The organism is Escherichia sp. E2562, assembly GCF_005781075.1.
Classification (GTDB): domain Bacteria; phylum Pseudomonadota; class Gammaproteobacteria; order Enterobacterales; family Enterobacteriaceae; genus Escherichia.
Genome location: NZ_VATM01000004.1, coordinates 285,375 through 307,842, shown reverse-complemented (window position 1 = coordinate 307,842; position 22,468 = coordinate 285,375). Strand labels below are relative to the sequence as shown.

General features: G+C 50.7%; 19 protein-coding genes. 13 read left to right on the top strand and 6 right to left on the bottom strand.

The genetic code is table 11. From position 1 onward, the window contains the following. Window positions 1–55: 55 nt before the first annotated feature. The 3 genes from modA to modC are packed head-to-tail and all read left to right on the top strand — an operon-like array spanning window position 56 to window position 2,579. Window positions 56–829, top strand: coding sequence for a molybdate ABC transporter substrate-binding protein (gene modA, locus FEK43_RS08360; protein WP_130209930.1), 774 nt, complete (start codon window positions 56–58; stop codon window positions 827–829). Continuing rightward, window positions 829–1,518, top strand: coding sequence for a molybdate ABC transporter permease subunit (gene modB, locus FEK43_RS08355; protein WP_000604034.1), 690 nt, complete (start codon window positions 829–831; stop codon window positions 1,516–1,518). Before modA ends, modB begins: the two co-directional genes overlap by 1 nt. 2 nt (window positions 1,519–1,520) lie before the next feature. Next, window positions 1,521–2,579, top strand: coding sequence for a molybdenum ABC transporter ATP-binding protein ModC (modC, locus tag FEK43_RS08350; protein ID WP_130209932.1), 1,059 nt, complete (start codon window positions 1,521–1,523; stop codon window positions 2,577–2,579). Here modC and ybhA read toward each other — a convergent pair whose 3' ends face one another. After that, window positions 2,580–3,398 carry a bifunctional pyridoxal phosphate/fructose-1,6-bisphosphate phosphatase gene (ybhA, locus tag FEK43_RS08345; RefSeq protein WP_001397055.1) on the bottom strand — a complete coding sequence of 273 codons (819 nt, stop codon included), beginning with the start codon at window positions 3,396–3,398 and terminating at the stop codon, window positions 2,580–2,582. Window positions 3,399–3,552: 154 nt separating this feature from the next. On the opposite strand from ybhA, the gene pgl reads away from it, so the two are divergent. Further along, on the top strand, window positions 3,553–4,548 hold the full coding sequence (gene pgl / locus FEK43_RS08340) for a 6-phosphogluconolactonase (RefSeq protein ID WP_130209934.1): 996 nt from the start codon (window positions 3,553–3,555) through the stop codon (window positions 4,546–4,548). A gap of 41 nt (window positions 4,549–4,589) precedes the next feature. Here the strand turns inward: pgl and FEK43_RS08335 are convergent, their stop codons facing one another. Then, window positions 4,590–5,543 carry a LysR family transcriptional regulator gene (locus FEK43_RS08335; RefSeq protein ID WP_135406229.1) on the bottom strand — a complete coding sequence of 318 codons (954 nt, stop codon included), beginning with the start codon at window positions 5,541–5,543 and terminating at the stop codon, window positions 4,590–4,592. A 183-nt stretch (window positions 5,544–5,726) separates the two neighbouring features. Here FEK43_RS08335 and FEK43_RS08330 point away from each other — a divergent pair, with 183 nt between their 5' ends. The 4 genes from FEK43_RS08330 to FEK43_RS08315 all read left to right on the top strand — a co-directional run bounded on the left by FEK43_RS08330 (window position 5,727) and on the right by FEK43_RS08315 (window position 11,746). Next, window positions 5,727–6,779, top strand: coding sequence for a 4-oxalomesaconate tautomerase (locus FEK43_RS08330; protein ID WP_130209938.1), 1,053 nt, complete (start codon window positions 5,727–5,729; stop codon window positions 6,777–6,779). A 75-nt stretch (window positions 6,780–6,854) separates the two neighbouring features. Next, window positions 6,855–8,288 (top strand): anion permease, encoded by a 1,434-nt coding sequence (locus tag FEK43_RS08325; RefSeq protein ID WP_130259791.1) that lies wholly within the window; start codon window positions 6,855–6,857, stop codon window positions 8,286–8,288. Window positions 8,289–8,470: 182 nt separating this feature from the next. Beyond that, window positions 8,471–10,732 (top strand): hydratase, encoded by a 2,262-nt coding sequence (locus FEK43_RS08320; protein WP_138158504.1) that lies wholly within the window; start codon window positions 8,471–8,473, stop codon window positions 10,730–10,732. Window positions 10,733–11,092: 360 nt separating this feature from the next. Beyond that, window positions 11,093–11,746, top strand: a complete 654-nt coding sequence (locus tag FEK43_RS08315; protein WP_131161687.1) for a hypothetical protein — start codon at window positions 11,093–11,095, stop codon at window positions 11,744–11,746. A gap of 47 nt (window positions 11,747–11,793) precedes the next feature. Here FEK43_RS08315 and FEK43_RS08310 read toward each other — a convergent pair whose 3' ends face one another. The 3 genes from FEK43_RS08310 to bioA all read right to left on the bottom strand — a co-directional run bounded on the left by FEK43_RS08310 (window position 11,794) and on the right by bioA (window position 15,053). Next, window positions 11,794–13,077: a putative acyl-CoA thioester hydrolase gene (locus tag FEK43_RS08310; RefSeq protein ID WP_130214915.1), complete on the bottom strand. Its 1,284-nt coding sequence runs from the start codon at window positions 13,075–13,077 to the stop codon at window positions 11,794–11,796. 151 nt (window positions 13,078–13,228) lie between these two features. Beyond that, window positions 13,229–13,705, bottom strand: coding sequence for a kinase inhibitor (locus FEK43_RS08305; RefSeq protein WP_000767391.1), 477 nt, complete (start codon window positions 13,703–13,705; stop codon window positions 13,229–13,231). A gap of 58 nt (window positions 13,706–13,763) precedes the next feature. Continuing rightward, window positions 13,764–15,053 (bottom strand): adenosylmethionine--8-amino-7-oxononanoate transaminase, encoded by a 1,290-nt coding sequence (bioA, locus tag FEK43_RS08300; RefSeq protein ID WP_130259787.1) that lies wholly within the window; start codon window positions 15,051–15,053, stop codon window positions 13,764–13,766. 86 nt (window positions 15,054–15,139) lie between these two features. Here bioA and bioB point away from each other — a divergent pair, with 86 nt between their 5' ends. The 5 genes from bioB to uvrB all read left to right on the top strand — a co-directional run bounded on the left by bioB (window position 15,140) and on the right by uvrB (window position 21,342). Further along, on the top strand, window positions 15,140–16,180 hold the full coding sequence (gene bioB / locus FEK43_RS08295) for a biotin synthase BioB (RefSeq protein ID WP_000951213.1): 1,041 nt from the start codon (window positions 15,140–15,142) through the stop codon (window positions 16,178–16,180). Continuing rightward, the gene (bioF, locus tag FEK43_RS08290; RefSeq protein ID WP_135406233.1) at window positions 16,177–17,334 is read left to right on the top strand and encodes an 8-amino-7-oxononanoate synthase; all 1,158 of its coding nucleotides are present in this window, start codon (window positions 16,177–16,179) and stop codon (window positions 17,332–17,334) included. Before bioB ends, bioF begins: the two co-directional genes overlap by 4 nt. Further along, window positions 17,318–18,073: a malonyl-ACP O-methyltransferase BioC gene (bioC, locus tag FEK43_RS08285; protein WP_130259784.1), complete on the top strand. Its 756-nt coding sequence runs from the start codon at window positions 17,318–17,320 to the stop codon at window positions 18,071–18,073. Before bioF ends, bioC begins: the two co-directional genes overlap by 17 nt. After that, window positions 18,066–18,746 carry a dethiobiotin synthase gene (gene bioD / locus FEK43_RS08280; protein WP_130214907.1) on the top strand — a complete coding sequence of 227 codons (681 nt, stop codon included), beginning with the start codon at window positions 18,066–18,068 and terminating at the stop codon, window positions 18,744–18,746. Before bioC ends, bioD begins: the two co-directional genes overlap by 8 nt. Before the next feature lie 574 nt (window positions 18,747–19,320). Beyond that, on the top strand, window positions 19,321–21,342 hold the full coding sequence (gene uvrB / locus FEK43_RS08275) for an excinuclease ABC subunit UvrB (protein WP_130205097.1): 2,022 nt from the start codon (window positions 19,321–19,323) through the stop codon (window positions 21,340–21,342). A gap of 191 nt (window positions 21,343–21,533) precedes the next feature. On the opposite strand, the gene yvcK is transcribed toward uvrB, so the two are convergent. Continuing rightward, on the bottom strand, window positions 21,534–22,442 hold the full coding sequence (yvcK, locus tag FEK43_RS08270; protein ID WP_130214903.1) for a uridine diphosphate-N-acetylglucosamine-binding protein YvcK: 909 nt from the start codon (window positions 22,440–22,442) through the stop codon (window positions 21,534–21,536). Window positions 22,443–22,468: the final 26 nt, after the last annotated feature.

Here is a 22,468-nt window from a genome sequence, read left to right as displayed (position 1 = left end):
TTCTGAACTTGCCGTTATATTGACGCCTACATAACGTTAAATAAAGGGGTTACAAATGGCTCGTAAATGGTTAAACCTGTTTGCCGGGGCGGCGCTCTCTTTCACTGTTGCTGGCAATGCGTTGGCGGATGAAGGGAAAATCACGGTTTTTGCCGCAGCATCACTGACCAACGCGATGCAGGATATCGCTACGCAGTATAAAAAAGAGAAAGGCGTAGACGTCGTTTCTTCTTTCGCCTCCTCTTCTACTCTGGCTCGTCAGATTGAAGCAGGTGCGCCTGCGGATCTGTTTATTTCTGCCGATCAGAAATGGATGGATTATGCAATTGATAAAAAAGGAATTGATACCGCCACGCGTCAAACCTTGCTCGGCAATAGCCTGGTCGTTGTAGCACCGAAAACCAGCGAGCAGAAAGAGTTCACCATCGACAGCAAAACTAACTGGACCTCTCTGCTGAATGGCGGCCGCCTGGCGGTTGGCGATCCGGAACATGTTCCGGCTGGCATTTATGCGAAAGAAGCTCTGCAAAAACTGGGCGCATGGGATACGCTCTCCCCGAAACTGGCTCCGGCAGAAGATGTTCGTGGGGCGCTGGCGCTGGTCGAACGTAATGAAGCGCCGCTGGGTATTGTCTACGGTTCTGACGCAGTTGCCAGCAAAGGGGTAAAAGTGGTCGCCACTTTCCCGGAAGATTCGCATAAAAAAGTGGAATATCCGGTTGCCGTCGTGGAAGGGCATAACAACGCGACAGTGAAAGCATTTTACGATTATCTGAAGGGACCGCAGGCTGCGGAAATCTTTAAACGTTACGGATTTACAACTAAGTAATGATACTGACCGATCCAGAATGGCAGGCGGTTTTATTAAGCCTGAAAGTTTCTTCCCTGGCTGTGCTGTTTAGCCTGCCGTTTGGGATCTTTTTTGCCTGGTTACTGGTGCGTTGCACGTTTCCGGGCAAAGCTCTGCTCGACAGCGTACTGCATCTACCGCTGGTGTTACCGCCCGTGGTTGTCGGTTACTTGCTGTTAGTTTCTATGGGACGGCGCGGATTTATCGGCGAACGCCTGTATGACTGGTTTGGCATTACCTTCGCGTTTAGCTGGCGCGGCGCGGTTCTCGCTGCCGCAGTCATGTCTTTTCCGTTGATGGTGCGGGCGATTCGTCTGGCGCTGGAAGGGGTTGATGTCAAACTGGAACAGGCCGCAAGAACGCTGGGGGCTGGGCGCTGGCGTGTTTTCTTTACTATCACGTTACCGCTGACGTTGCCGGGAATTATCGTCGGTACAGTACTGGCATTTGCTCGTTCGCTCGGTGAATTTGGTGCAACCATCACCTTTGTTTCTAACATTCCAGGTGAAACGCGAACCATTCCTTCTGCCATGTATACCCTGATCCAGACCCCAGGCGGTGAAAGCGGCGCGGCGAGACTCTGCATTATTTCTATTGCGCTGGCGATGATCTCCCTGTTGATTTCAGAATGGCTGGCCAGAATCAGCCGTGAACGGGCGGGGCGATAATCATGCTGGAACTGAATTTTTCCCAGACCTTGGGCAACCATTGCCTGACCATTAATGAAACGCTGCCCGCCAATGGCATCACTGCTATCTTTGGCGTCTCCGGTGCCGGAAAAACTTCGCTGATTAACGCCATTAGTGGACTGACGCGCCCGCAAAAAGGGCGGATTGTCCTCAATGGTCGGGTACTAAATGATGCCGAAAAAGGTATCTGCCTGACGCCGGAAAAGCGTCGCGTTGGCTATGTGTTTCAGGATGCACGGCTGTTCCCGCATTACAAAGTGCGTGGCAATCTGCGCTACGGCATGTCGAAAAGTATGGTCGATCAGTTCGATAAGCTGGTGGCGCTTTTAGGCATTGAACCGTTGCTTGACCGTTTACCGGGCAGCCTGTCCGGAGGCGAAAAACAGCGTGTGGCAATTGGTCGGGCATTGCTGACGGCTCCGGAATTATTATTGCTGGATGAACCACTGGCGTCGCTGGATCTTCCGCGCAAACGCGAGCTATTGCCTTATCTGCAACGGCTGACGCGGGAAATCAACATTCCGATGCTGTATGTCAGTCATTCGCTGGATGAAATCCTCCATCTGGCGGACAAAGTGATGGTACTGGAAAACGGCCAGGTGAAAGCTTTCGGGGCGCTGGAAGAAGTGTGGGGCAGTAGCGTGATGAATCCGTGGCTGCCGAAAGAGCAACAAAGCAGCATTCTGAAAGTAACGGTACTGGAACATCATCCGCGTTACGCAATGACCGCGCTGGCGCTGGGCGATCAGCATTTATGGGTTAATAAGCTGGATGAACCGCTGCAAGCCGCGCTACGCATCCGCATCCAGGCTTCCGATGTTTCTCTGGTTTTACAACCGCCGCAACAAACCAGCATCCGCAATGTGCTGCGCGCAAAAGTCGTCAATAGCTATGACGATAACGGCCAGGTGGAAGTGGAACTGGAAGTCGGCGGTAAAACGCTGTGGGCGCGAATAAGCCCGTGGGCCAGGGATGAACTGGCGATCAAACCTGGCCTGTGGCTATACGCGCAAATTAAAAGTGTGTCGATAACCGCCTGATTAAATCAGGTGGCTATAAATAAACTGGGCGATGCTGTCGGTGGTATTGTCACCAATCACGATATTGGCGCGTGCTTTTACCGCGTCATCGGCATTGCCCATCGCTACACCCGTTCCGGCAGCCTCCAGCATACTGATATCATTGAAGTTATCGCCGAATGCGACTACGTTTTCCATCGACCAGCCTTGCGCCTCAACCCATTTCGTCAGGCGTTTGCCTTTACTGTTGCCGCCGCGTGCAATATCAACCTGATCGTGCCAGGACCATTCACACTCCAGACCCAACTCATGTTCAACATGCTTACCAAAATGCTGTAACTGCGGCAGGTCATCGTGCGTCAGAGCGAACTTCCACACGGCGTTAACTTGTTGCGCCGTTTCAGCCAGAGAAGCGACTTGTGTGAAAGTCGGGCGTTGTTCCGGCGGCAAAGTCTGCGCCCAGTTAGACGTGCGAATGACATGTCCGGTCGGATGCTCATAGACCATTGCGTCATCCACATACATCAGACCGTGAATGTGGTGTTCATTCAGCATCTCGATGAGTTGCAGGGCTTTGTTAACGGGCATTGGATCGGCTTCAAGCACATTTTTTGCATGATAATCATACAAATAGGTGCCATTACAGCAAATAGCAGGTGTATCCAGCGCCAGCGCCTGATAAAAAGGATGAATAGCGACGTGATGGCGACCCGTGACGATAATCAATTGGTAACCTGCTTCGCGAGCGCGGGCAAGCGCTTCAATCGATGAGGGAAGCAGAGTCTTTTTCGGGGTCAATAAGGTGCCGTCTAAGTCGAGAGCAATCACGCGTGTGGTCATGGCGTTTTCCAGATTAAGGTTAAGAATTTTCGTCTGCGCGAATGGTACACCGATACCACTATCGGACAAAATTCTGCGTTTTAATTCAGCATTCACCGCCAAAAGCGACTAATTTTAGCTGTTAAAGTCAGTTGCTAAATGCAAAGGAGCATTCATGAAGCAAACAGTTTATATCGCCAGCCCTGAGAGCCAGCAAATTCACGTCTGGAACCTGAATCATGAAGGCGTGCTGACGCTGACACAGGTTGTCGATGTGCCGGGGCAGGTGCAGCCGATGGTGGTCAGCCCGGATAAACGTTACCTCTACGTTGGCGTTCGTCCCGAATTTCGCGTTCTGGCGTATCGCATTGCACCAGATGATGGCGCACTGACATTTGCCGCAGAGTCTGCGCTGCCGGGTAGCCCGACGCATATTTCCACCGATCACCATGGGCAGTTTGTTTTTGTCGGCTCTTATAATGCGGGTAACGTGAGCGTAACGCGACTGGAAGATGGCCTGCCTGTGGGCGTTGTCGATGTGGTTGAGGGACTGGACGGCTGTCATTCCGCCAATATTTCACCAGATAACCGCACCCTGTGGGTTCCGGCATTAAAGCAGGATCGTATTTGCCTGTTTACGGTCAGCGATGACGGTCATCTGGTGGCGCAGGACCCCGCAGAAGTGACTACCGTTGAAGGGGCCGGTCCGCGTCATATGGTGTTCCATCCAAACGAACAATATGCATATTGCGTCAATGAGTTAAACAGCTCAGTGGATGTCTGGGAACTGAAAGATCCGCACGGCAATATCGAATGTGTCCAGACGCTGGATATGATGCCGGAAAACTTCTCCGACACCCGTTGGGCGGCTGATATTCATATCACCCCGGATGGTCGTCATTTATACGCCTGCGACCGTACCGCCAGTCTGATTACCGTTTTCAGCGTTTCGGAAGATGGCAGCGTGTTGAGTAAAGAAGGCTTCCAGCCAACGGAAACTCAGCCGCGCGGCTTTAATGTTGATCACAGTGGCAAATATCTGATTGCCGCCGGGCAAAAATCGCACCATATCTCGGTATACGAAATTGTCGGCGAGCAGGGGCTGCTGCATGAAAAAGGCCGCTATGCGGTAGGGCAGGGGCCAATGTGGGTTGTGGTGAACGCACACTAACCGCTGATTTACCCGGCGCTGAATCTCCTGCGCCGGGAGTATTAGCCTATCTCCTGTAACGCGTGTCTCTGGCGTTCGACGATATTGGTCCACAAATTGTCTTTATCGTCAGTCCATAAATTAATCAGCAAGGCAAAAAAGCGTTCTGCTGCTGGAGAAAGTACGGCATCTTTACGGCGAATTATTCCCAATGTCCGACGTATAACGGGTTCCACCAATGGGATACCAATAATCGAAGAATAGGGCGCATGAGGCATTGCCAGGCCAGGAAGCGCCGAAATCCCCAGTCCCGCTTCCACCAATCCTAATGACGTCGAAAGATGACGCACTTCATAAAACCAGTCCAGTTTCCAGGGCTTGTCGGACAATCTTTGCTCAATTAGCAGTCGGTTGCCGCTGGAGGAACGCACGCCAATCATTTTGTAACCTACTAACTCCTGCCATTCCACTAGCTGCTTTTTGGCCAATGGATGGTCACGCCGACAGGCCAGCACGAACGGCTCATTGACCAGTGGGGTAAAGTCAATGGATGAATTTGTGACATTGTTCATGTTTATGCCAAAGTCAGATTCATTGCACAGCACCGATTCCATGCAATTATTCGTACCTTGTTCCAGAATCCGCACTTTAATATTGGGATACAGCTCATTAAATTTACCGATTGCCAGCGGTAAAAAATAAAATACGGCGGTCGGAATACACGCTAACGTCACCATACCACGATGATAAGCATTCATATCACGAATACTAAAAAGCGTTTCATCGAATTTCTTTATTAATTCCCGCGCCTCCGGGAGCAACCTTTTTCCTGCTTTTGTTAACGTAACCTTGCGAGTTGTACGCTCAAAAAGTTGAATATGTAAATCTTCTTCCATCTTTTTTATTCTTCGCGTTAATGCAGGTTGCGTAATATTGAGTAATTTAGCGGCATTGTTAAATGAACTGGACTCTGCCAGTATGACAAATGCCTTCATACCTGATAATTCATGCTTCATTATTACTCCGAAAAATGGAAGCGGTGCATTTTAGTGATTTACAGTTAAACAGTTTAACTGCAATTTAATCACTTAAATTAATGAAAAAATGTTATTAATCGTGGAGCTAAAGTCATTAGAGATGCTTTGCCCTTAATGTAACCATATCGCAATAAGTTATGTTTTTAAATTGAGGGCATTATTATGAAAAAAATACCCTGCGTGATGATGCGAGGTGGAACCTCGAGGGGCGCGTTCCTGTTAGCGGAACATTTACCCGAAGATCAAACGCAGCGCGATAAAATATTGATGGCAATTATGGGTTCCGGTAACGATCTGGAAATAGACGGTATCGGCGGCGGTAATCCGCTGACCAGTAAAGTCGCCATTATTAGCCGTTCCGACGATCCGCGTGCTGATGTCGATTATCTGTTTGCTCAGGTTATCGTCCATGAGCAGCGGGTTGATACGACACCAAACTGCGGCAATATGCTGTCTGGGGTTGGGGCATTCGCCATTGAAAATGGTTTGATTGCAGCGACATCACCGATCACCCGTGTGCGTATCCGCAACGTCAATACTGGTACGTTCATCGAAGCTGATGTGCAAACGCCAAATGGTGTTGTCAAGTACGAGGGTAGCGCCAGAATTGATGGTGTGCCAGGGACAGCCGCACCGGTCGCTCTCACTTTCCTGAATGCAGCAGGAACAAAAACCGGAAAAGTCTTCCCGACTGATAAACAGATTGATTATTTTGACGATGTTCCAGTGACCTGTATTGATATGGCGATGCCAGTCGTCATTATTCCGGCTGAATATCTGGGCAAAACAGGCTATGAATTACCGGCGGAACTGGATGCCGACAAAGCATTATTAGCCCGCATTGAATCTATCCGTCTGCAAGCGGGTAAAGCAATGGGCTTAGGCGATGTTAGTAATATGGTTATCCCTAAACCTGTGCTTATTTCTCCAGCGCAGAAAGGCGGGGCAATTAATGTGCGTTATTTTATGCCGCATTCTTGCCATCGCGCACTGGCGATAACTGGCGCTATTGCCATTTCCAGTAGCTGTGCATTGGAAGGCACCGTCACCCGACAAATCGTCCCTTCTGTGGGGTACGGCAATATCAATATTGAACACCCCAGTGGTGCGCTTGACGTTCATTTAAGTAATGACGGTCAGGATGCCACAACGTTACGTGCATCTGTTATTCGGACGACCAGAAAAATATTTTCCGGTGAAGTTTATCTTCCCTGAAAAATTTCGTTGTCGTGATAAGGACAATCAATAAAGGACTTCTGTATGAGTCATACAGAAAGAACAGGATTTTAAATGAATAAGAAATCGTTATGGAAGCTAATTCTGATATTAGCGATCCCATGTATTATTGGCGTTATGCCAGCCCCGGCAGGATTAAGCGAACTGGCATGGGTACTTTTTGGTATTTACCTGGCGGCGATTGTGGGGCTGGTTATCAAGCCTTTCCCGGAACCTGTCGTACTGTTAATTGCCGTTGCTGCCTCGATGGTGGTGGTCGGTAACTTATCCGACGGTGCGTTTAAAACCACCGCCGTATTAAGCGGTTACTCTTCAGGTACTACCTGGCTGGTGTTCTCGGCGTTTACTTTAAGCGCCGCATTTGTGACCACCGGCTTAGGCAAACGTATTGCCTATTTGCTGATTGGTAAAATTGGTAGCACTACCCTAGGTCTGGGTTACGTTACGGTATTCCTCGATCTGGTACTGGCTCCGGCAACACCGTCTAACACCGCGCGTGCGGGCGGCATTGTGTTACCGATCATCAACAGCGTGGCGGTGGCTTTGGGGTCAGAACCTGAAAAAAGCCCGCGTCGTGTCGGACATTACTTGATGATGTCCATTTACATGGTCACCAAAACCACCAGCTATATGTTCTTTACCGCAATGGCGGGGAACATTCTGGCGCTGAAAATGATCAACGACATTCTGCACCTGCAAATTAGCTGGGGTGGATGGGCGCTGGCCGCCGGATTGCCGGGCATCATTATGCTGCTGGTTACTCCGCTGGTGATTTACACCATGTATCCGCCAGAAATTAAAAAGGTGGATAACAAAACCATCGCCAAAGCGGGCCTTGCTGAACTGGGGCCGATGAAAATCCGTGAAAAAATGCTGCTCGTTGTCTTTGTGCTGGCACTGCTGGGCTGGATTTTCAGTAAGAGCCTGGGTGTTGATGAATCTTCAGTGGCAATTGTTGTTATGGCGACCATGTTGTTGCTGGGCATTGTGACCTGGGAAGACGTGGTCAAAAATAAAGGCGGCTGGAATACCTTAATCTGGTACGGCGGTATTATCGGCTTAAGCTCATTATTATCGAAAGTGAAATTCTTCGAATGGTTAGCTGAAGTCTTTAAAAATAACCTGGCATTTGATGGTCACGGTAACGTTGCTTTCTTCGTTATTATTTTCCTTAGCATCATCGTGCGTTATTTCTTCGCTTCCGGTAGTGCCTATATCGTTGCCATGTTGCCGGTATTTGCCATGCTGGCGAACGTCTCCGGCGCACCGTTAATGTTAACCGCGCTGGCACTGTTGTTCTCCAACTCCTATGGCGGCATGGTTACTCACTATGGTGGCGCGGCTGGTCCGGTCATCTTTGGTGTGGGTTACAACGATATTAAATCTTGGTGGTTGGTTGGTGCGGTACTGACGATATTAACCTTCCTGGTGCATATCACCCTTGGCGTATGGTGGTGGAATATGCTGATCGGCTGGAACATGCTGTAAATATACTCGTCATACTTCAAGTTGCATGTGCTGCGTCTGCGTTCGCTCACCCCAGTCACTTACTTATGTAAGCTCCTGGGGATTCACTCGCTTGTCGCCTTCCTGCAACTCGAATTATTTAGAGTATATCCATTTATTATCTTTCTGCGCACTTCACGGTGCACAGATATCTGGAGCATTTGATGATCAAGTTATCTGAAAAAGGCGTGTTTCTCGCCAGTAATAACGAAATAATTGCCGAAGAACATTTCACCGGCGAAATAAAAAAAGAAGAAGCAAAAAAAGGCACTATTGCCTGGTCAATACTCTCTTCTCATAATACGTCCGGAAATATGGATAAACTTAAAATTAAGTTTGATTCATTAGCCTCTCACGATATTACCTTTGTTGGTATTGTACAGACCGCTAAAGCGTCCGGTATGGAACGTTTCCCGCTGCCGTATGTGCTGACCAACTGCCATAATTCACTCTGTGCTGTGGGCGGCACTATTAACGGTGATGACCATATTTTTGGTTTATCAGCAGCTCAGTGTTATGGCGGTATTTTTGTGCCTCCGCATATTGCGGTCATCCATCAATATATGCGTGAAATGATGGCAGGCGGCGGCAAAATGATCCTCGGGTCAGACAGCCACACCCGTTACGGTGCATTAGGGACAATGGCAGTCGGTGAGGGCGGCGGCGAGCTGGTAAAACAACTGCTTAATGACACCTGGGATATCGACTATCCGGGCGTGGTTGCGGTGCATCTGACCGGAAAACCTGCGCCGTATGTGGGGCCGCAGGATGTGGCGCTGGCTATCATCGGCGCCGTGTTCAAAAACGGCTACGTCAAAAACAAAGTGATGGAATTCGTAGGTCCCGGTGTTGCTGCGCTCTCTACCGATTTCCGTAACAGCGTTGACGTGATGACCACTGAAACTACCTGTTTAAGTTCTGTCTGGCAAACCGATGAAGAAGTGCATAATTGGCTGGCGCTGCACGGTCGCGGCCAGGATTACTGCCAGCTTAATCCTCAGCCAATGGCGTACTACGATGGCTGCATCAGCGTTGATTTAAGTGCCATCAAACCGATGATTGCGCTGCCGTTCCACCCGAGCAACGTGTATGAAATCGACACGCTGAACCAGAATCTGACTGACATTCTGCGTGAGATTGAAATTGAGTCCGAACGCGTGGCGCATGGTAAAGCCAAACTCTCGCTGCTGGATAAAGTGGAAAATGGTCGCCTGAAAGTGCAGCAGGGGATTATCGCTGGCTGTTCTGGCGGTAACTATGAAAACGTTATCGCCGCAGCAAATGCGCTGCGCGGTCAATCCTGTGGCAATGACACCTTCTCGCTGGCGGTTTACCCGTCATCACAGCCGGTGTTTATGGATCTCGCCAAAAAAGGTGTGGTAGCAGATTTGATTGGCGCAGGCGCAATCATCAGAACTGCGTTCTGCGGCCCATGCTTTGGCGCGGGCGATACGCCAATCAACAACGGTTTGAGTATTCGCCACACCACGCGTAACTTCCCGAACCGTGAAGGCTCTAAGCCAGCCAATGGGCAGATGTCAGCGGTAGCGTTGATGGACGCTCGTTCTATCGCTGCGACTGCGGCAAACGGTGGTTATTTAACCTCTGCCAGCGAACTCGATTGCTGGGACAACGTGCCGGAGTACGCCTTTGATGTAACTCCGTATAAAAACCGTGTTTATCAGGGTTTTGTGAAAGGGGCGACTCAGCAACCGCTGATCTACGGACCGAACATTAAAGACTGGCCGGAATTAGGCGCGCTGACTGACAATATCGTCCTCAAAGTGTGCTCGAAGATCCTCGACGAAGTGACCACCACTGACGAATTGATTCCTTCCGGTGAAACCTCTTCGTATCGTTCAAATCCAATTGGTCTGGCGGAGTTTACCCTGTCACGCCGTGATCCGGGTTATGTTGGCAGAAGTAAAGCCACTGCCGAGCTGGAAAATCAGCGTCTGGCGGGGAATGTCAGCGAACTGGCAGACGTTTTTGCGCGTATTAAGCAGATTGCTGGTCAGGAAAATATTGATCCGCTGCAAACTGAAATTGGCAGCATGGTCTATGCGGTCAAACCAGGCGATGGTTCTGCGCGTGAGCAGGCGGCGAGTTGCCAGCGTGTGATTGGCGGTCTGGCGAATATTGCCGAGGAGTACGCGACTAAACGCTACCGTTCTAACGTCATCAACTGGGGGATGTTACCGCTGCAAATGGCGGAAGCACCGAATTTTGACGTAGGTGATTACATTTACATCCCTGGCATTAAAGCGGCGCTGGATAATCCAGGTACGACGTTTAAAGGTTATGTGATCCATAAAGATGCGCCGGTAACGGAGATTACGCTCTATATGGAAAGTCTGACTGCTGAAGAGCGCGAGATTATCAAAGCGGGTAGTTTGATTAACTTCAATAAAAACCGTCAGATATAGCAGAGCAAGGGATACCAATGTTTTCATTGGTATCCCTCTCATACAGCAATTATATTTCTATCAATTAATTATTATCCATTCGATTAATGGTATGCGTCACATTATTTATCCACATTGTGGATGTGTTGGTGTTTTAATATAACCAATGATGATGAATATTGTAAATTGTTACTAAGAAATGATTTCTCTGTCGCAATAATATGTCTATCTTAAAGATGCTTTGGCGAGATATATGGCTCCATGGTTACAATTGTAGTAAGGGAGTTTGATGATATTTTTGTATCGTAATTTAAAGATGCAATATTCAAAATGATTGCTTATATATCTATTGTTACATAGCTATTGATAACAGGTGGTTTTATGAAGTGGGGTATGTATTTATTCTTTTTATCATTATTGCAGATTCTATTTCTGATAAAAATGAAGTCGTTATCTAAAGCGTGTAAAATTGAAAATAGCTATTTAGTTATGCAGCCGGTATCTTTACCTATAAAAATTTTCACCAGCAGTTTGTGTATAATGGCATTTTCATTTTTTATCGGTTTTATTCGCAATTGTCAAGTCGTAACTGAAAATAATATACACTTTTTAACAGGTATGGATAATCTGATGGCATGGTTGCTTGGAAGTGGATTAATGGTTGGCATTAGTGGTTTGCTAATACCCTATTTTTTTATCAAAGCTATCGAAATTTCAGACAAAGGGATTGTGATTGAAAATGTGGATGTCCCATACTCATTAAAAAAATTTTCTGCAGGAAATAACGTCAGGGTATTTATTCAGTTTTATTTGAAAGGAAAAAAATATGTTTATGCGACGACCAGCAAAAATGAACTGGAGTGGGAGACTAAAGCGGAAGGGATAAATTTTCCTGAAACAGATGCTAAAAAAAGATTAATTAGTGTATTGGAGCGAAATAAGAAAAACGCTAAAGTTATTTTCTTTCCGTTATCGATAAAAATTGCAGCGGTTTTATTTGTCATGATGTTAATATTGACTTTCATGACTTTATAATTCCGGATGAGATGTATACACATCACCATCCGGTAATTTTAAACGTATTACTTCTTCGCCTCTGCAACCACTTTGCTACCCACGCCGCGGTTATTGTATTCCCACATGCGGTTGTAGTTAGTGTCATTCAGATTGCGCTGTACTTCGTCGCTATCGTCAACGCTGCCGGTATTACCCGCAAATGGACGATTGGAAATCACCGCATCGGCCCACGGTTTAGCCGTGTTAAAACCTTCGTTGATGGCGCTATCACGGATCACCACCTGACCGTTGGTATTGGCATCAACATCCAGCGAGCGGCCCAGTTGCGCCACGCCATCACCGGAAGCATTGAAACGGCTGTTTACGGCGAGGAAACCGTAATAGATGTTAGACAGCGTAGCCGGTGCAAACACATACGCTTCTTGCTGAGTACGGGAGTTCACCACGCGGAATTCGGTATTATCGAACACCACCGCGCCGCGACCAGAAACGATATCCACATCCCCTTCAATATAGCTATTCGTCACCAGAGTACGCGGCTGACGGTTGGTTTCCAGACGGTTCTGCACACCGCTGTTGGTGACAAAGAAGGTATTCTGACGACCGAGAATGTTGACGTTATTGATCTGCACTTTGTCGCCATCAGTACGCAGTGCCACCGCCGGATGGTTACCCGCATCTACGCTATCGCCCAGCGTGTTTTCGATGGTCAGGTTTTGCAGTTGCAGGCCATTGTTTTGTGACCAGAAGACCGCAGAGCAGAGAACACCGATACTGTCGCTGCGTTTGCTCTGGCAGCTATCGTACATATACCACGCTGGTTTACCTGGCATATATTTGCCGCGCGGGTTGACGTCGTGACGCCAGTCGGCAGGACTCATGCCACCATCAAGTGAAAGCCCAATCTTCACATCAATCGGTTTTTCGCCTGTACCGTACAGAGTAATTCCACCCGGAGCGGCAGGGACATAGACCGTGCCTTCATACTCACCAGGCATCACGGCAATATACTGGCGCTTGTTGGTACGCTTGATAATTGCCGCATCCACCGCTGCCTGAATCGTGGTATGCGTTACACCTTGGGTACCCGCCGGGCCGACAACAAAGTCAGGTTGCGCAGGCAGGGTAATCGGGGAAGGATTCCACGCTGCAGCACCTGGTGTCAGGGACGCAAAATAGTGTTGAGCATCGAAATTCTGCGCTTCTTTTGCCGACAGAATCGGGCGAGAAGAGGTACCAGGCGCGGTTTGATCTGAAGGACGTTGATCGGGCGGTGTTGAGCTACAGGCGGTCAGCGTCACGCCAAAAGCCAATGCCAGCGCCAGACGGGAAACTGAAAATGTGTTCACAGGTTGCTCCGGGCTATGAAATAGAAAAATGAATCCGTTGAAGCCTGCTTTTTTATACTAACTTGAGCGAAACGGGAAGGTAAAAAGACAAAAAGTTGTTTTTAATACCTTTAAGTGATACCAGATGGCATTGCGCCATCTGGCAGAGTGATTAACTGAACATCGCGGTAATCGATGCGCTGGCGAGAGAGTGGAAATGGACGTTAAACCCGACCATCGCGCCGCTGGCACCTTCATCGACATCAATACGTTCTACATCCAGCGCGTGAACGGTAAAAATGTAGCGATGCGTTTCGCCTTTCGGCGGCGCGGCGCCATCGTACCCGGTTTTACCAAAATCGGTACGCGTCTGCAAAACGCCGTCTGGCATTGCTACCAGACCAGAGCCAAACCCCTGCGGCAATACGCGGGTATCAGCGGGTAAGTTAACCACTACCCAGTGCCACCAGCCGGAGCCGGTTGGCGCATCCGGGTCGTAGCAGGTGACAACAAAACTTTTCGTTCCCGCAGGAACATCATCCCACGCCAGATGCGGCGAAATATTATCGCCATCGTAACCCATGCCGTTAAAGACATGACGATGCGGCAGCTTATCGCCATCGCGCAGATCATTACTGATGAGTTTCATGAACCCTCCTTTCTTGTTTGCAGAAAGTGTAGCCAGAAACCTTCAGGCTGACTGCTCGTTATTGGCAAAAAAATGTTTCATCTTGTACCGCACGGTTAACCGCTGCGGTCAGGCGCTGCAACTGTTCAGGGCGAATAATATAGGGCGGCATCAGGTAAATTAGCTTGCCAAAAGGCCGGATCCAGACGCCCTGTTCGACAAAGAATTTTTGCAGCGCTGCCATATTCACCGGGCGAGTGGTTTCGACCACGCCAATTGCCCCCAGCACGCGCACATCGGCAACCATTTCGGCATCACGGGCGGGGGCAAGTTGCTCGCGCAGCTGTACTTCAATAGCCGCCACCTGTTGCTGCCAGTCGCCAGATTCGAGAATCGCCAGGCTGGCGTTTGCTGCTGCGCAGGCCAGCGGATTGCCCATAAACGTTGGCCCATGCATAAAGCAACCGGCTTCGCCGTTACTAATGGTTTCCGCAACCTCACGCGTGGTAAGCGTGGCGGAAAGGGTCATCGTGCCGCCCGTTAAGGCTTTGCCGAGACATAAAATGTCCGGCGCGATTTCTGCATGTTCGCAGGCAAACAGTTTGCCGGTACGACCAAATCCGGTGGCGATCTCGTCAGCAATTAGCAAGATACCTTCACGGTCGCACATTTTGCGGATTCGTTTTAACCATTCCGGATGGTAGATGCGCATCCCGCCAGCGCCCTGAACAATCGGTTCAATGATCACCGCCGCGATTTCATGGCGATGCGCTGCCATCAGGCGGGCAAAGCCCACCATATCGCGCTCATCCCATTCGCCATCCATACGGCTTTGTGGAGCCGGAGCAAACAAGTTTTCTGGCAGATAGCCTTTCCACAGGCTGTGCATTGAGTTGTCCGGATCGCACACCGACATCGCGCCAAAGGTATCGCCATGATAACCATTGCGGAAGGTCAGAAAACGCTGGCGCGCTTCGCCTTTGGCCTGCCAGTACTGCAACGCCATCTTCATCGCCACTTCCACCGCCACGGAACCGGAGTCCGCGAGAAAAACGCATTCCAGCGGTTGCGGCGTCATTGCCACCAGTTTGCGGCACAGCTCAATGGCTGGCGCATGGGTGATACCGCCAAACATCACATGCGACATAGCATCAATTTGCGACTTCATCGCGGCATTAAGCTGCGGGTGATTGTAGCCGTGGATCGCCGCCCACCAGGACGACATACCGTCAACCAGGCGTCTACCGTCAGACAAAATCAGCTCGCAACCTTCGGCGCTCGCCACCGGATAAACCGGCAGCGGGGAGGTCATGGATGTGTATGGGTGCCAGATATGGCGTTGGTCAAAGGCAAGATCGTCCGTTGTCATAATCGACTTGTAAACCAAATTGAAAAGATTTAGGTTTACAAGCCTACACCGAATTAACAACAAAAAACACGTTTTGGAGAAGCCCCATGGCTCACCGCCCACGCTGGACATTGTCGCAAGTCACAGAATTATTTGAAAAACCGTTGCTGGATCTGCTGTTTGAAGCACAGCAGGTCCACCGCCAGCATTTTGATCCTCGTCAGGTGCAGGTCAGCACTTTGCTGTCGATTAAAACCGGAGCTTGTCCGGAAGATTGCAAATATTGCCCGCAAAGCTCGCGCTACAAAACCGGACTGGAAGCCGAGAGGTTGATGGAAGTCGAACAGGTGCTGGAGTCGGCGCGCAAAGCGAAAGCGGCGGGATCGACGCGTTTTTGCATGGGCGCGGCGTGGAAGAATCCCCACGAACGCGATATGCCGTATCTGGAACAAATGGTGCAGGGGGTAAAAGCGATGGGCCTGGAGGCGTGTATGACGCTGGGTACGTTGAGTGAATCTCAGGCGCAGCGCCTTGCGAATGCCGGGCTGGATTACTACAACCACAACCTCGACACCTCGCCGGAGTTTTACGGCAATATCATCACCACACGCACTTATCAGGAACGTCTCGATACGCTGGAAAAAGTGCGCGATGCCGGGATCAAAGTCTGTTCTGGCGGCATTGTCGGCTTAGGCGAAACAGTAAAAGATCGCGCCGGATTATTGCTGCAACTGGCAAACCTGCCGACGCCGCCGGAAAGCGTGCCAATCAACATGTTGGTGAAGGTGAAAGGCACGCCTCTGGCCGATAACGATGATGTCGATGCCTTTGATTTTATTCGCACCATTGCCGTAGCGCGGATCATGATGCCGACCTCTTACGTGCGCCTTTCTGCCGGACGTGAGCAGATGAACGAACAGACTCAGGCAATGTGCTTTATGGCTGGCGCAAACTCGATTTTCTACGGCTGCAAACTGCTAACCACGCCGAATCCAGAAGAAGATAAAGACCTGCAACTGTTCCGCAAACTGGGGCTGAATCCGCAGCAAACCGCCGTTCTGGCGGGCGATAACGAGCAACAACAGCGTCTGGAGCAGGCGCTGATGACCCCGGACACCGACGAATATTACAACGCGGCAGCACTATGAGCTGGCAGGAGAAAATCAACGCGGCGCTCGATGCGCGGCGTGCTGCCGATGCCCTGCGTCGCCGTTATCCGGTGGCGCAAGGAGCCGGACGCTGGCTGGTGGCGGACGAGCGCCAGTATCTGAACTTTTCCAGCAATGATTACCTCGGTTTAAGCCATCATCCGCAAATTATCAGTGCCTGGCAGCAGGGGGCGGAACAATTTGGCGTCGGTAGCGGCGGTTCCGGCCATGTCAGCGGTTATAGCGTGGCGCATCAGTCGCTGGAAGAAGAGTTGGCCGAGTGGCTGGGCTATTCGCGGGCGCTGTTGTTTATCTCTGGTTTTGCCGCTAATCAGGCGGTCATTACTGCGATGATGGCGAAAGAGGATCGTATTGTTGCCGACCGGCTTAGCCACGCCTCCTTGCTGGAGGCTGCCAGTTTAAGCCCGTCGCAGCTTCGCCGTTTTACTCATAACGATGTCGCTCATCTGGAACGTCTGCTTGCTGCCTCCTGTCTGGGGCAGCAACTGGTGGTGACAGAAGGTGTGTTTAGTATGGACGGCGATAGCGCGCCGCTTACGGAAATTCAACAGGTAACGCAACAGCACAATGGCTGGTTGATGGTCGATGATGCCCACGGCACGGGCGTTATCGGTGAACAGGGGCGAGGCAGTTGTTGGCAGCAAAAGGTGAAGCCGGAACTGCTGGTAGTCACTTTTGGCAAAGGATTTGGTGTCAGCGGCGCGGCGGTGCTTTGTTCTGATAGCGTGGCGAATTATCTGCTGCAATTCGCCCGCCATCTTATCTACAGCACCAGTATGCCGCCCGCTCAGGCGCAGGCATTACGTGCATCGCTGGCGGTCATTCGTAGTGATGAGGGTGATGCACGGCGCGAAAAACTGGCGGCACTCATTACGCGTTTTCGTGCCGGAGTGCAGGGTTTGCCGTTTACGCTTGCGGATTCATGCAGCGCCATCCAGCCATTAATCGTCGGTGATAACAGCCGTGCGTTACAACTGGCAGAAAAACTGCGCCAGCAAGACTGCTGGGTCACGGCGATTCGCCCGCCAACCGTACCCGTCGGCACTGCGCGACTGCGCCTGACGTTGACTGCGGCACATGAAACACAGGATATCGACCGCCTGCTGGAGGTGCTGCATGGCAACGGTCAATAAACAAGCCATTGCGGCGGCATTTGGTCGGGCAGCCGCGCAATACGAGGAACACGCAGATTTACAGCGCCAGAGTGCCGATGCCTTACTGGCAATGCTCCCACAGCGTAAATACCCCCACGTACTGGATGCTGGCTGTGGACCAGGCTGGATGAGCCGCCACTGGCGCGAACGTCACTCGCAGGTGACGGCCTTAGATCTCTCGCCACTTATGCTTGCGCAGGCACGCCAACAAGATGCCGCAGATCATTATCTGGCGGGCGATATCGAATCCTTACCGCTGGCGAACGCGACGTTCGATCTTGCATGGAGCAATCTCGCGGTGCAGTGGTGCGGTAATTTATCCACGGCACTCCGCGAGCTGTATCGGGTGGTGCGCCCCGGAGGCATGGTCGCGTTTACCACACTGGCGCAGGGATCGTTACCCGAACTGCATCAGGCGTGGCTGGCGGTAGACGAACGCCCGCATGCTAATCGCTTTTTACCGCCAGATGAAATCGAACAGTCGCTGAAAGGCTTGCGTTATCAACACCATATTCAGCCCGTCACACTGTGGTTTGATGATGCGCTCAGTGCCATGCGCTCGCTGAAAGGCATTGGCGCAACGCATCTTCATGAAGGGCGCGACCCGCGAATATTAACGCGTTCGCAGTTGCAGCGATTGCAACTAGCCTGGCCGCAACAACAGGGGCGATATCCTCTGACGTATCATCTTTTTTTGGGAGTGATTGCTCGTGAGTAAACGTTATTTTGTCACCGGAACGGATACTGAAGTAGGGAAAACCGTCGCCAGTTGTGCGCTTTTACAGGCCGCGAAGGCGGCAGGCTACCGGACGGCAGGTTACAAACCTGTTGCCTCCGGCAGCGAAATGACAGTAGAAGGCTTACGTAATAGCGACGCACTGGCGTTGCAACGCAACAGTAGCCTGCAACTGGATTACGCCACGGTAAACCCTTACACCTTCGCAGAACCGACCTCGCCGCACATCATCAGCGCGCAAGAGGGCAGACCCATCGACCCCGTGGTTATGAGCGCCGGATTACACGCGCTGGCACAGCAGGCAAACTGGGTACTGGTAGAAGGTGCAGGAGGCTGGTTTACGCCGCTTTCTGAGTCTTTCACTTTCGCGGATTGGGTAACGCAAGAACAACTGCCAGTGATACTGGTTGTGGGCGTGAAACTCGGCTGTATTAATCACGCGATGCTGACCGCACAGGCTGTACAGCAAGCCGGACTTACCCTTGCAGGGTGGGTGGCGAACGATGTGACTCCACCGGGCAAACGTCACGCTGAATATATGGCCACGCTCAAGCGGATGATTTCCGCACCGCTGCTTGGGGAGATCCCATGGCTTGATGAACCCCCTGAAAACGCGCTAACCGGAAAGTACCTCAATCTCACCGCATTGTTGTAGCAATATATTTGGTTAAATTGCGAGCGAGATCGCGTCGTCTGCTGCCTGCAATTCAACCAATTAAATTTCAAAAGAATTGAGAAAAAATATTTACCCCCACAATATGCGGTTAGTGTGGGAATTGCCCAGGCGGCAGGGCATACGGGCTGCAGGCAGTTATCCACTATTCCTGTGGATAACCATGTGCATTAGAGTTAGAAAACGCGATGCAAGCGAGAGAATACGCGGCTTGCACGCGAATTGACGCGAAAGAAGGCTTAAGGAAATATTTGTTATTTTTCAATTAATTATATAAAAGCAATGGCAGTCATGAAAGTGACATCTCTTGCCATAAATCCGTCATCAGCCATCTTGACAATTGTTAAAAAAGCCGTTGCTTTGGGGATAACCCCGCAATCCTGGAGTTTTATCTCGTCACTGAGCAAATTATGCTCATGATTGATACCTTCGTTGACGGTGTAACAGAAATAATGTGGCGTGAAACTGTTTTTTTATCCAGTATAATTTGTTGGCATTATTAAACACGACGAGTAAAATTACATACCTGCCCGCCCACTCCTTCAGGTAGCGACTCATGAGTAAACCGTTCAAACTGAATTCCTCTTTTAAACCTTCTGGCGATCAGCCTGAGGCAATTCGACGCCTCGAAGAAGGGCTTGAAGATGGCCTGGCTCACCAGACTCTACTCGGCGTAACGGGCTCCGGGAAAACATTTACCATTGCTAACGTCATTGCCGACCTTCAGCGCCCGACGATGGTGCTGGCGCCCAACAAAACGCTGGCAGCCCAGTTGTACGGCGAGATGAAAGAATTTTTCCCGGAAAATGCGGTGGAATACTTCGTCTCTTACTACGACTACTATCAACCGGAAGCCTATGTGCCGAGCTCGGACACCTTCATTGAAAAAGATGCCTCGGTAAACGAACATATTGAACAGATGCGGCTTTCAGCGACCAAAGCTTTGCTGGAGCGGCGCGATGTGGTGGTGGTCGCCTCTGTTTCAGCCATCTACGGTCTGGGCGACCCTGACTTATATCTTAAGATGATGCTGCATCTGACGGTCGGCATGATTATCGATCAGCGCGCGATTCTGCGGCGCCTGGCGGAACTGCAATACACCCGTAACGACCAGGCGTTCCAGCGCGGGACTTTCCGTGTTCGCGGGGAAGTGATTGATATTTTTCCGGCGGAGTCCGACGACGTTGCGCTACGTGTTGAATTGTTCGACGAAGAGGTAGAGCGGCTGTCGCTTTTCGACCCATTAACCGGGCAAATTATCTCAACCATCCCCCGCTTTACCATCTATCCGAAAACACACTACGTCACCCCGCGCGAGCGTATTGTGCAGGCGATGGAAGAGATCAAAGAAGAGCTGGCCGATCGGCGCAAAGTGCTGCTGGCAAATAACAAGCTGCTGGAAGAACAACGCCTGACTCAGCGTACCCAGTTTGATCTGGAGATGATGAACGAGCTGGGTTATTGCTCAGGCATTGAAAACTATTCGCGCTTTCTTTCCGGTCGTGGACCCGGTGAGCCACCGCCGACGCTGTTTGATTATCTCCCCGCCGATGGCCTGTTGGTGGTCGATGAATCCCACGTGACTATTCCGCAAATTGGCGGCATGTATCGAGGTGATCGGGCGCGTAAAGAGACGCTGGTGGAGTACGGTTTCCGCCTGCCATCGGCGCTGGATAACCGTCCGCTGAAATTCGAAGAGTTCGAAGCGTTAGCCCCGCAAACCATCTATGTTTCTGCAACACCCGGTAATTACGAGCTGGAGAAATCCGGTGGCGACGTGGTGGATCAGGTCGTGCGTCCAACAGGGCTGCTGGACCCGATTATCGAAGTGCGCCCGGTAGCGACCCAGGTTGATGATCTTCTCTCAGAAATTCGCCTGCGGGCGGCAATTAACGAACGCGTACTGGTCACGACGTTGACTAAGCGGATGGCGGAAGATCTCACCGAATATCTGGAAGAACACGGTGAACGCGTGCGTTATCTTCACTCGGATATCGACACCGTCGAGCGTATGGAAATCATCCGCGACTTGCGTTTGGGCGAGTTTGATGTGCTGGTGGGGATCAACTTACTGCGCGAAGGTCTGGATATGCCAGAAGTTTCGCTGGTGGCGATCCTCGACGCAGACAAAGAAGGCTTCCTGCGTTCCGAACGTTCATTGATTCAGACCATTGGTCGCGCGGCGCGTAACGTCAACGGTAAAGCGATTCTCTACGGCGATAAGATCACCCCATCAATGGCGAAAGCGATTGGCGAAACCGAACGTCGCCGCGAGAAACAACAGAAGTACAACGAGGAACACGGCATTACGCCGCAAGGGCTGAACAAGAAAGTGGTCGATATCCTGGCGCTGGGGCAGAACATTGCCAAAACCAAAGCGAAGGGCAGAGGAAAATCGCGTCCGATTGTTGAGCCGGATAATGTACCGATGGATATGTCGCCTAAAGCGTTGCAGCAGAAAATCCATGAACTGGAAGGGCTGATGATGCAACACGCGCAAAATCTGGAGTTCGAAGAGGCGGCGCAAATTCGTGACCAGTTGCATCAGCTGCGTGAGTTGTTTATTGCGGCTTCGTGAAAGGATAACGAAGAAGAGAGATGGCAAAGGCAAAATTGCCTGATGCGCTACGCTTATCAGGCCTACATGATCTCTGCAATACATTGAATTTGCGCGGTTTGTAGTCCGGATAAGGCGTTCACGCCGCATCCGGCATGAACAACGTGTACTTTGTCTTCAATAGGAAGCCGGAATTTTCTTTCGACTTCCCGTTAACCCAAAGCCTGTAATGCCTTTTCCAGTGCGTTATGTAACAACTGGCGGTCATGACGATAGGGGATATCGCTGGCCTCCAGTACGTCCTGAATGACTAATCTGTCGTTAACTGTAGAAACATCGACCTTCGGCCCAACAATAACCGCATCAATCACCTTTTTACCGACATACTGCTCCATAATCGCCAGCTTGTTTTCAAGCTTCAGATTCGCCGCAGGCAGGCTTAATTCTCTTCCCAAATTGCCAATATAAACCATCGGGGCTGGCGTGCGGCGTAGTGCCTGCGCCATTTCCTCAAGCAGCAGGATTGGCATCAGGCTGGTATAAAAACTGCCTGGCCCGATGATTATCAGGTCAGCCTCATTAATTGCCAGCACCGCTTCACGGGTGGCAGGTACGTTGGGGGTTAACAGTAGTTCCTGAATCGGCGTAGTTAGCTGGTCGATGTTGACCTCGCCGTAAACTTCATGTCCCTGATCGTCAATGGCCATCAGGTCAACGGGATGCTCTGACATCGGAATTAATTGCGCGTCCACTTTCAACAGATTACGAATTAAATTGATGGCTTCCAGAGGCCGCACGCTAAGGTGATCCAGCGCCTTTAACATCAAGTTTCCGAGATTATGACCGGAAAGCTCGCCATTGCCGCCAAAACGGTATTCAAACATCGCGGAGGCGACGCTCGGTTCCGTTATCAGTTGGTTGAGACAGTTGCGCATATCGCCCCAGGCGATACCGCCTTCCGAGCGACGAATACGTCCCGTCGAGCCACCGTTATCCGTGGTGGTGACGATACCCGTTAAGCGAGAGCCTAAAGACGAAAGTGATGAGAGAACGCGTCCCAGTCCATGCCCCCCGCCGAGAGCAACGACACGATCAAGGTCAGCCAGCGTACGATTGCGCATATACATTCCTGAAGTCAGATTATCCG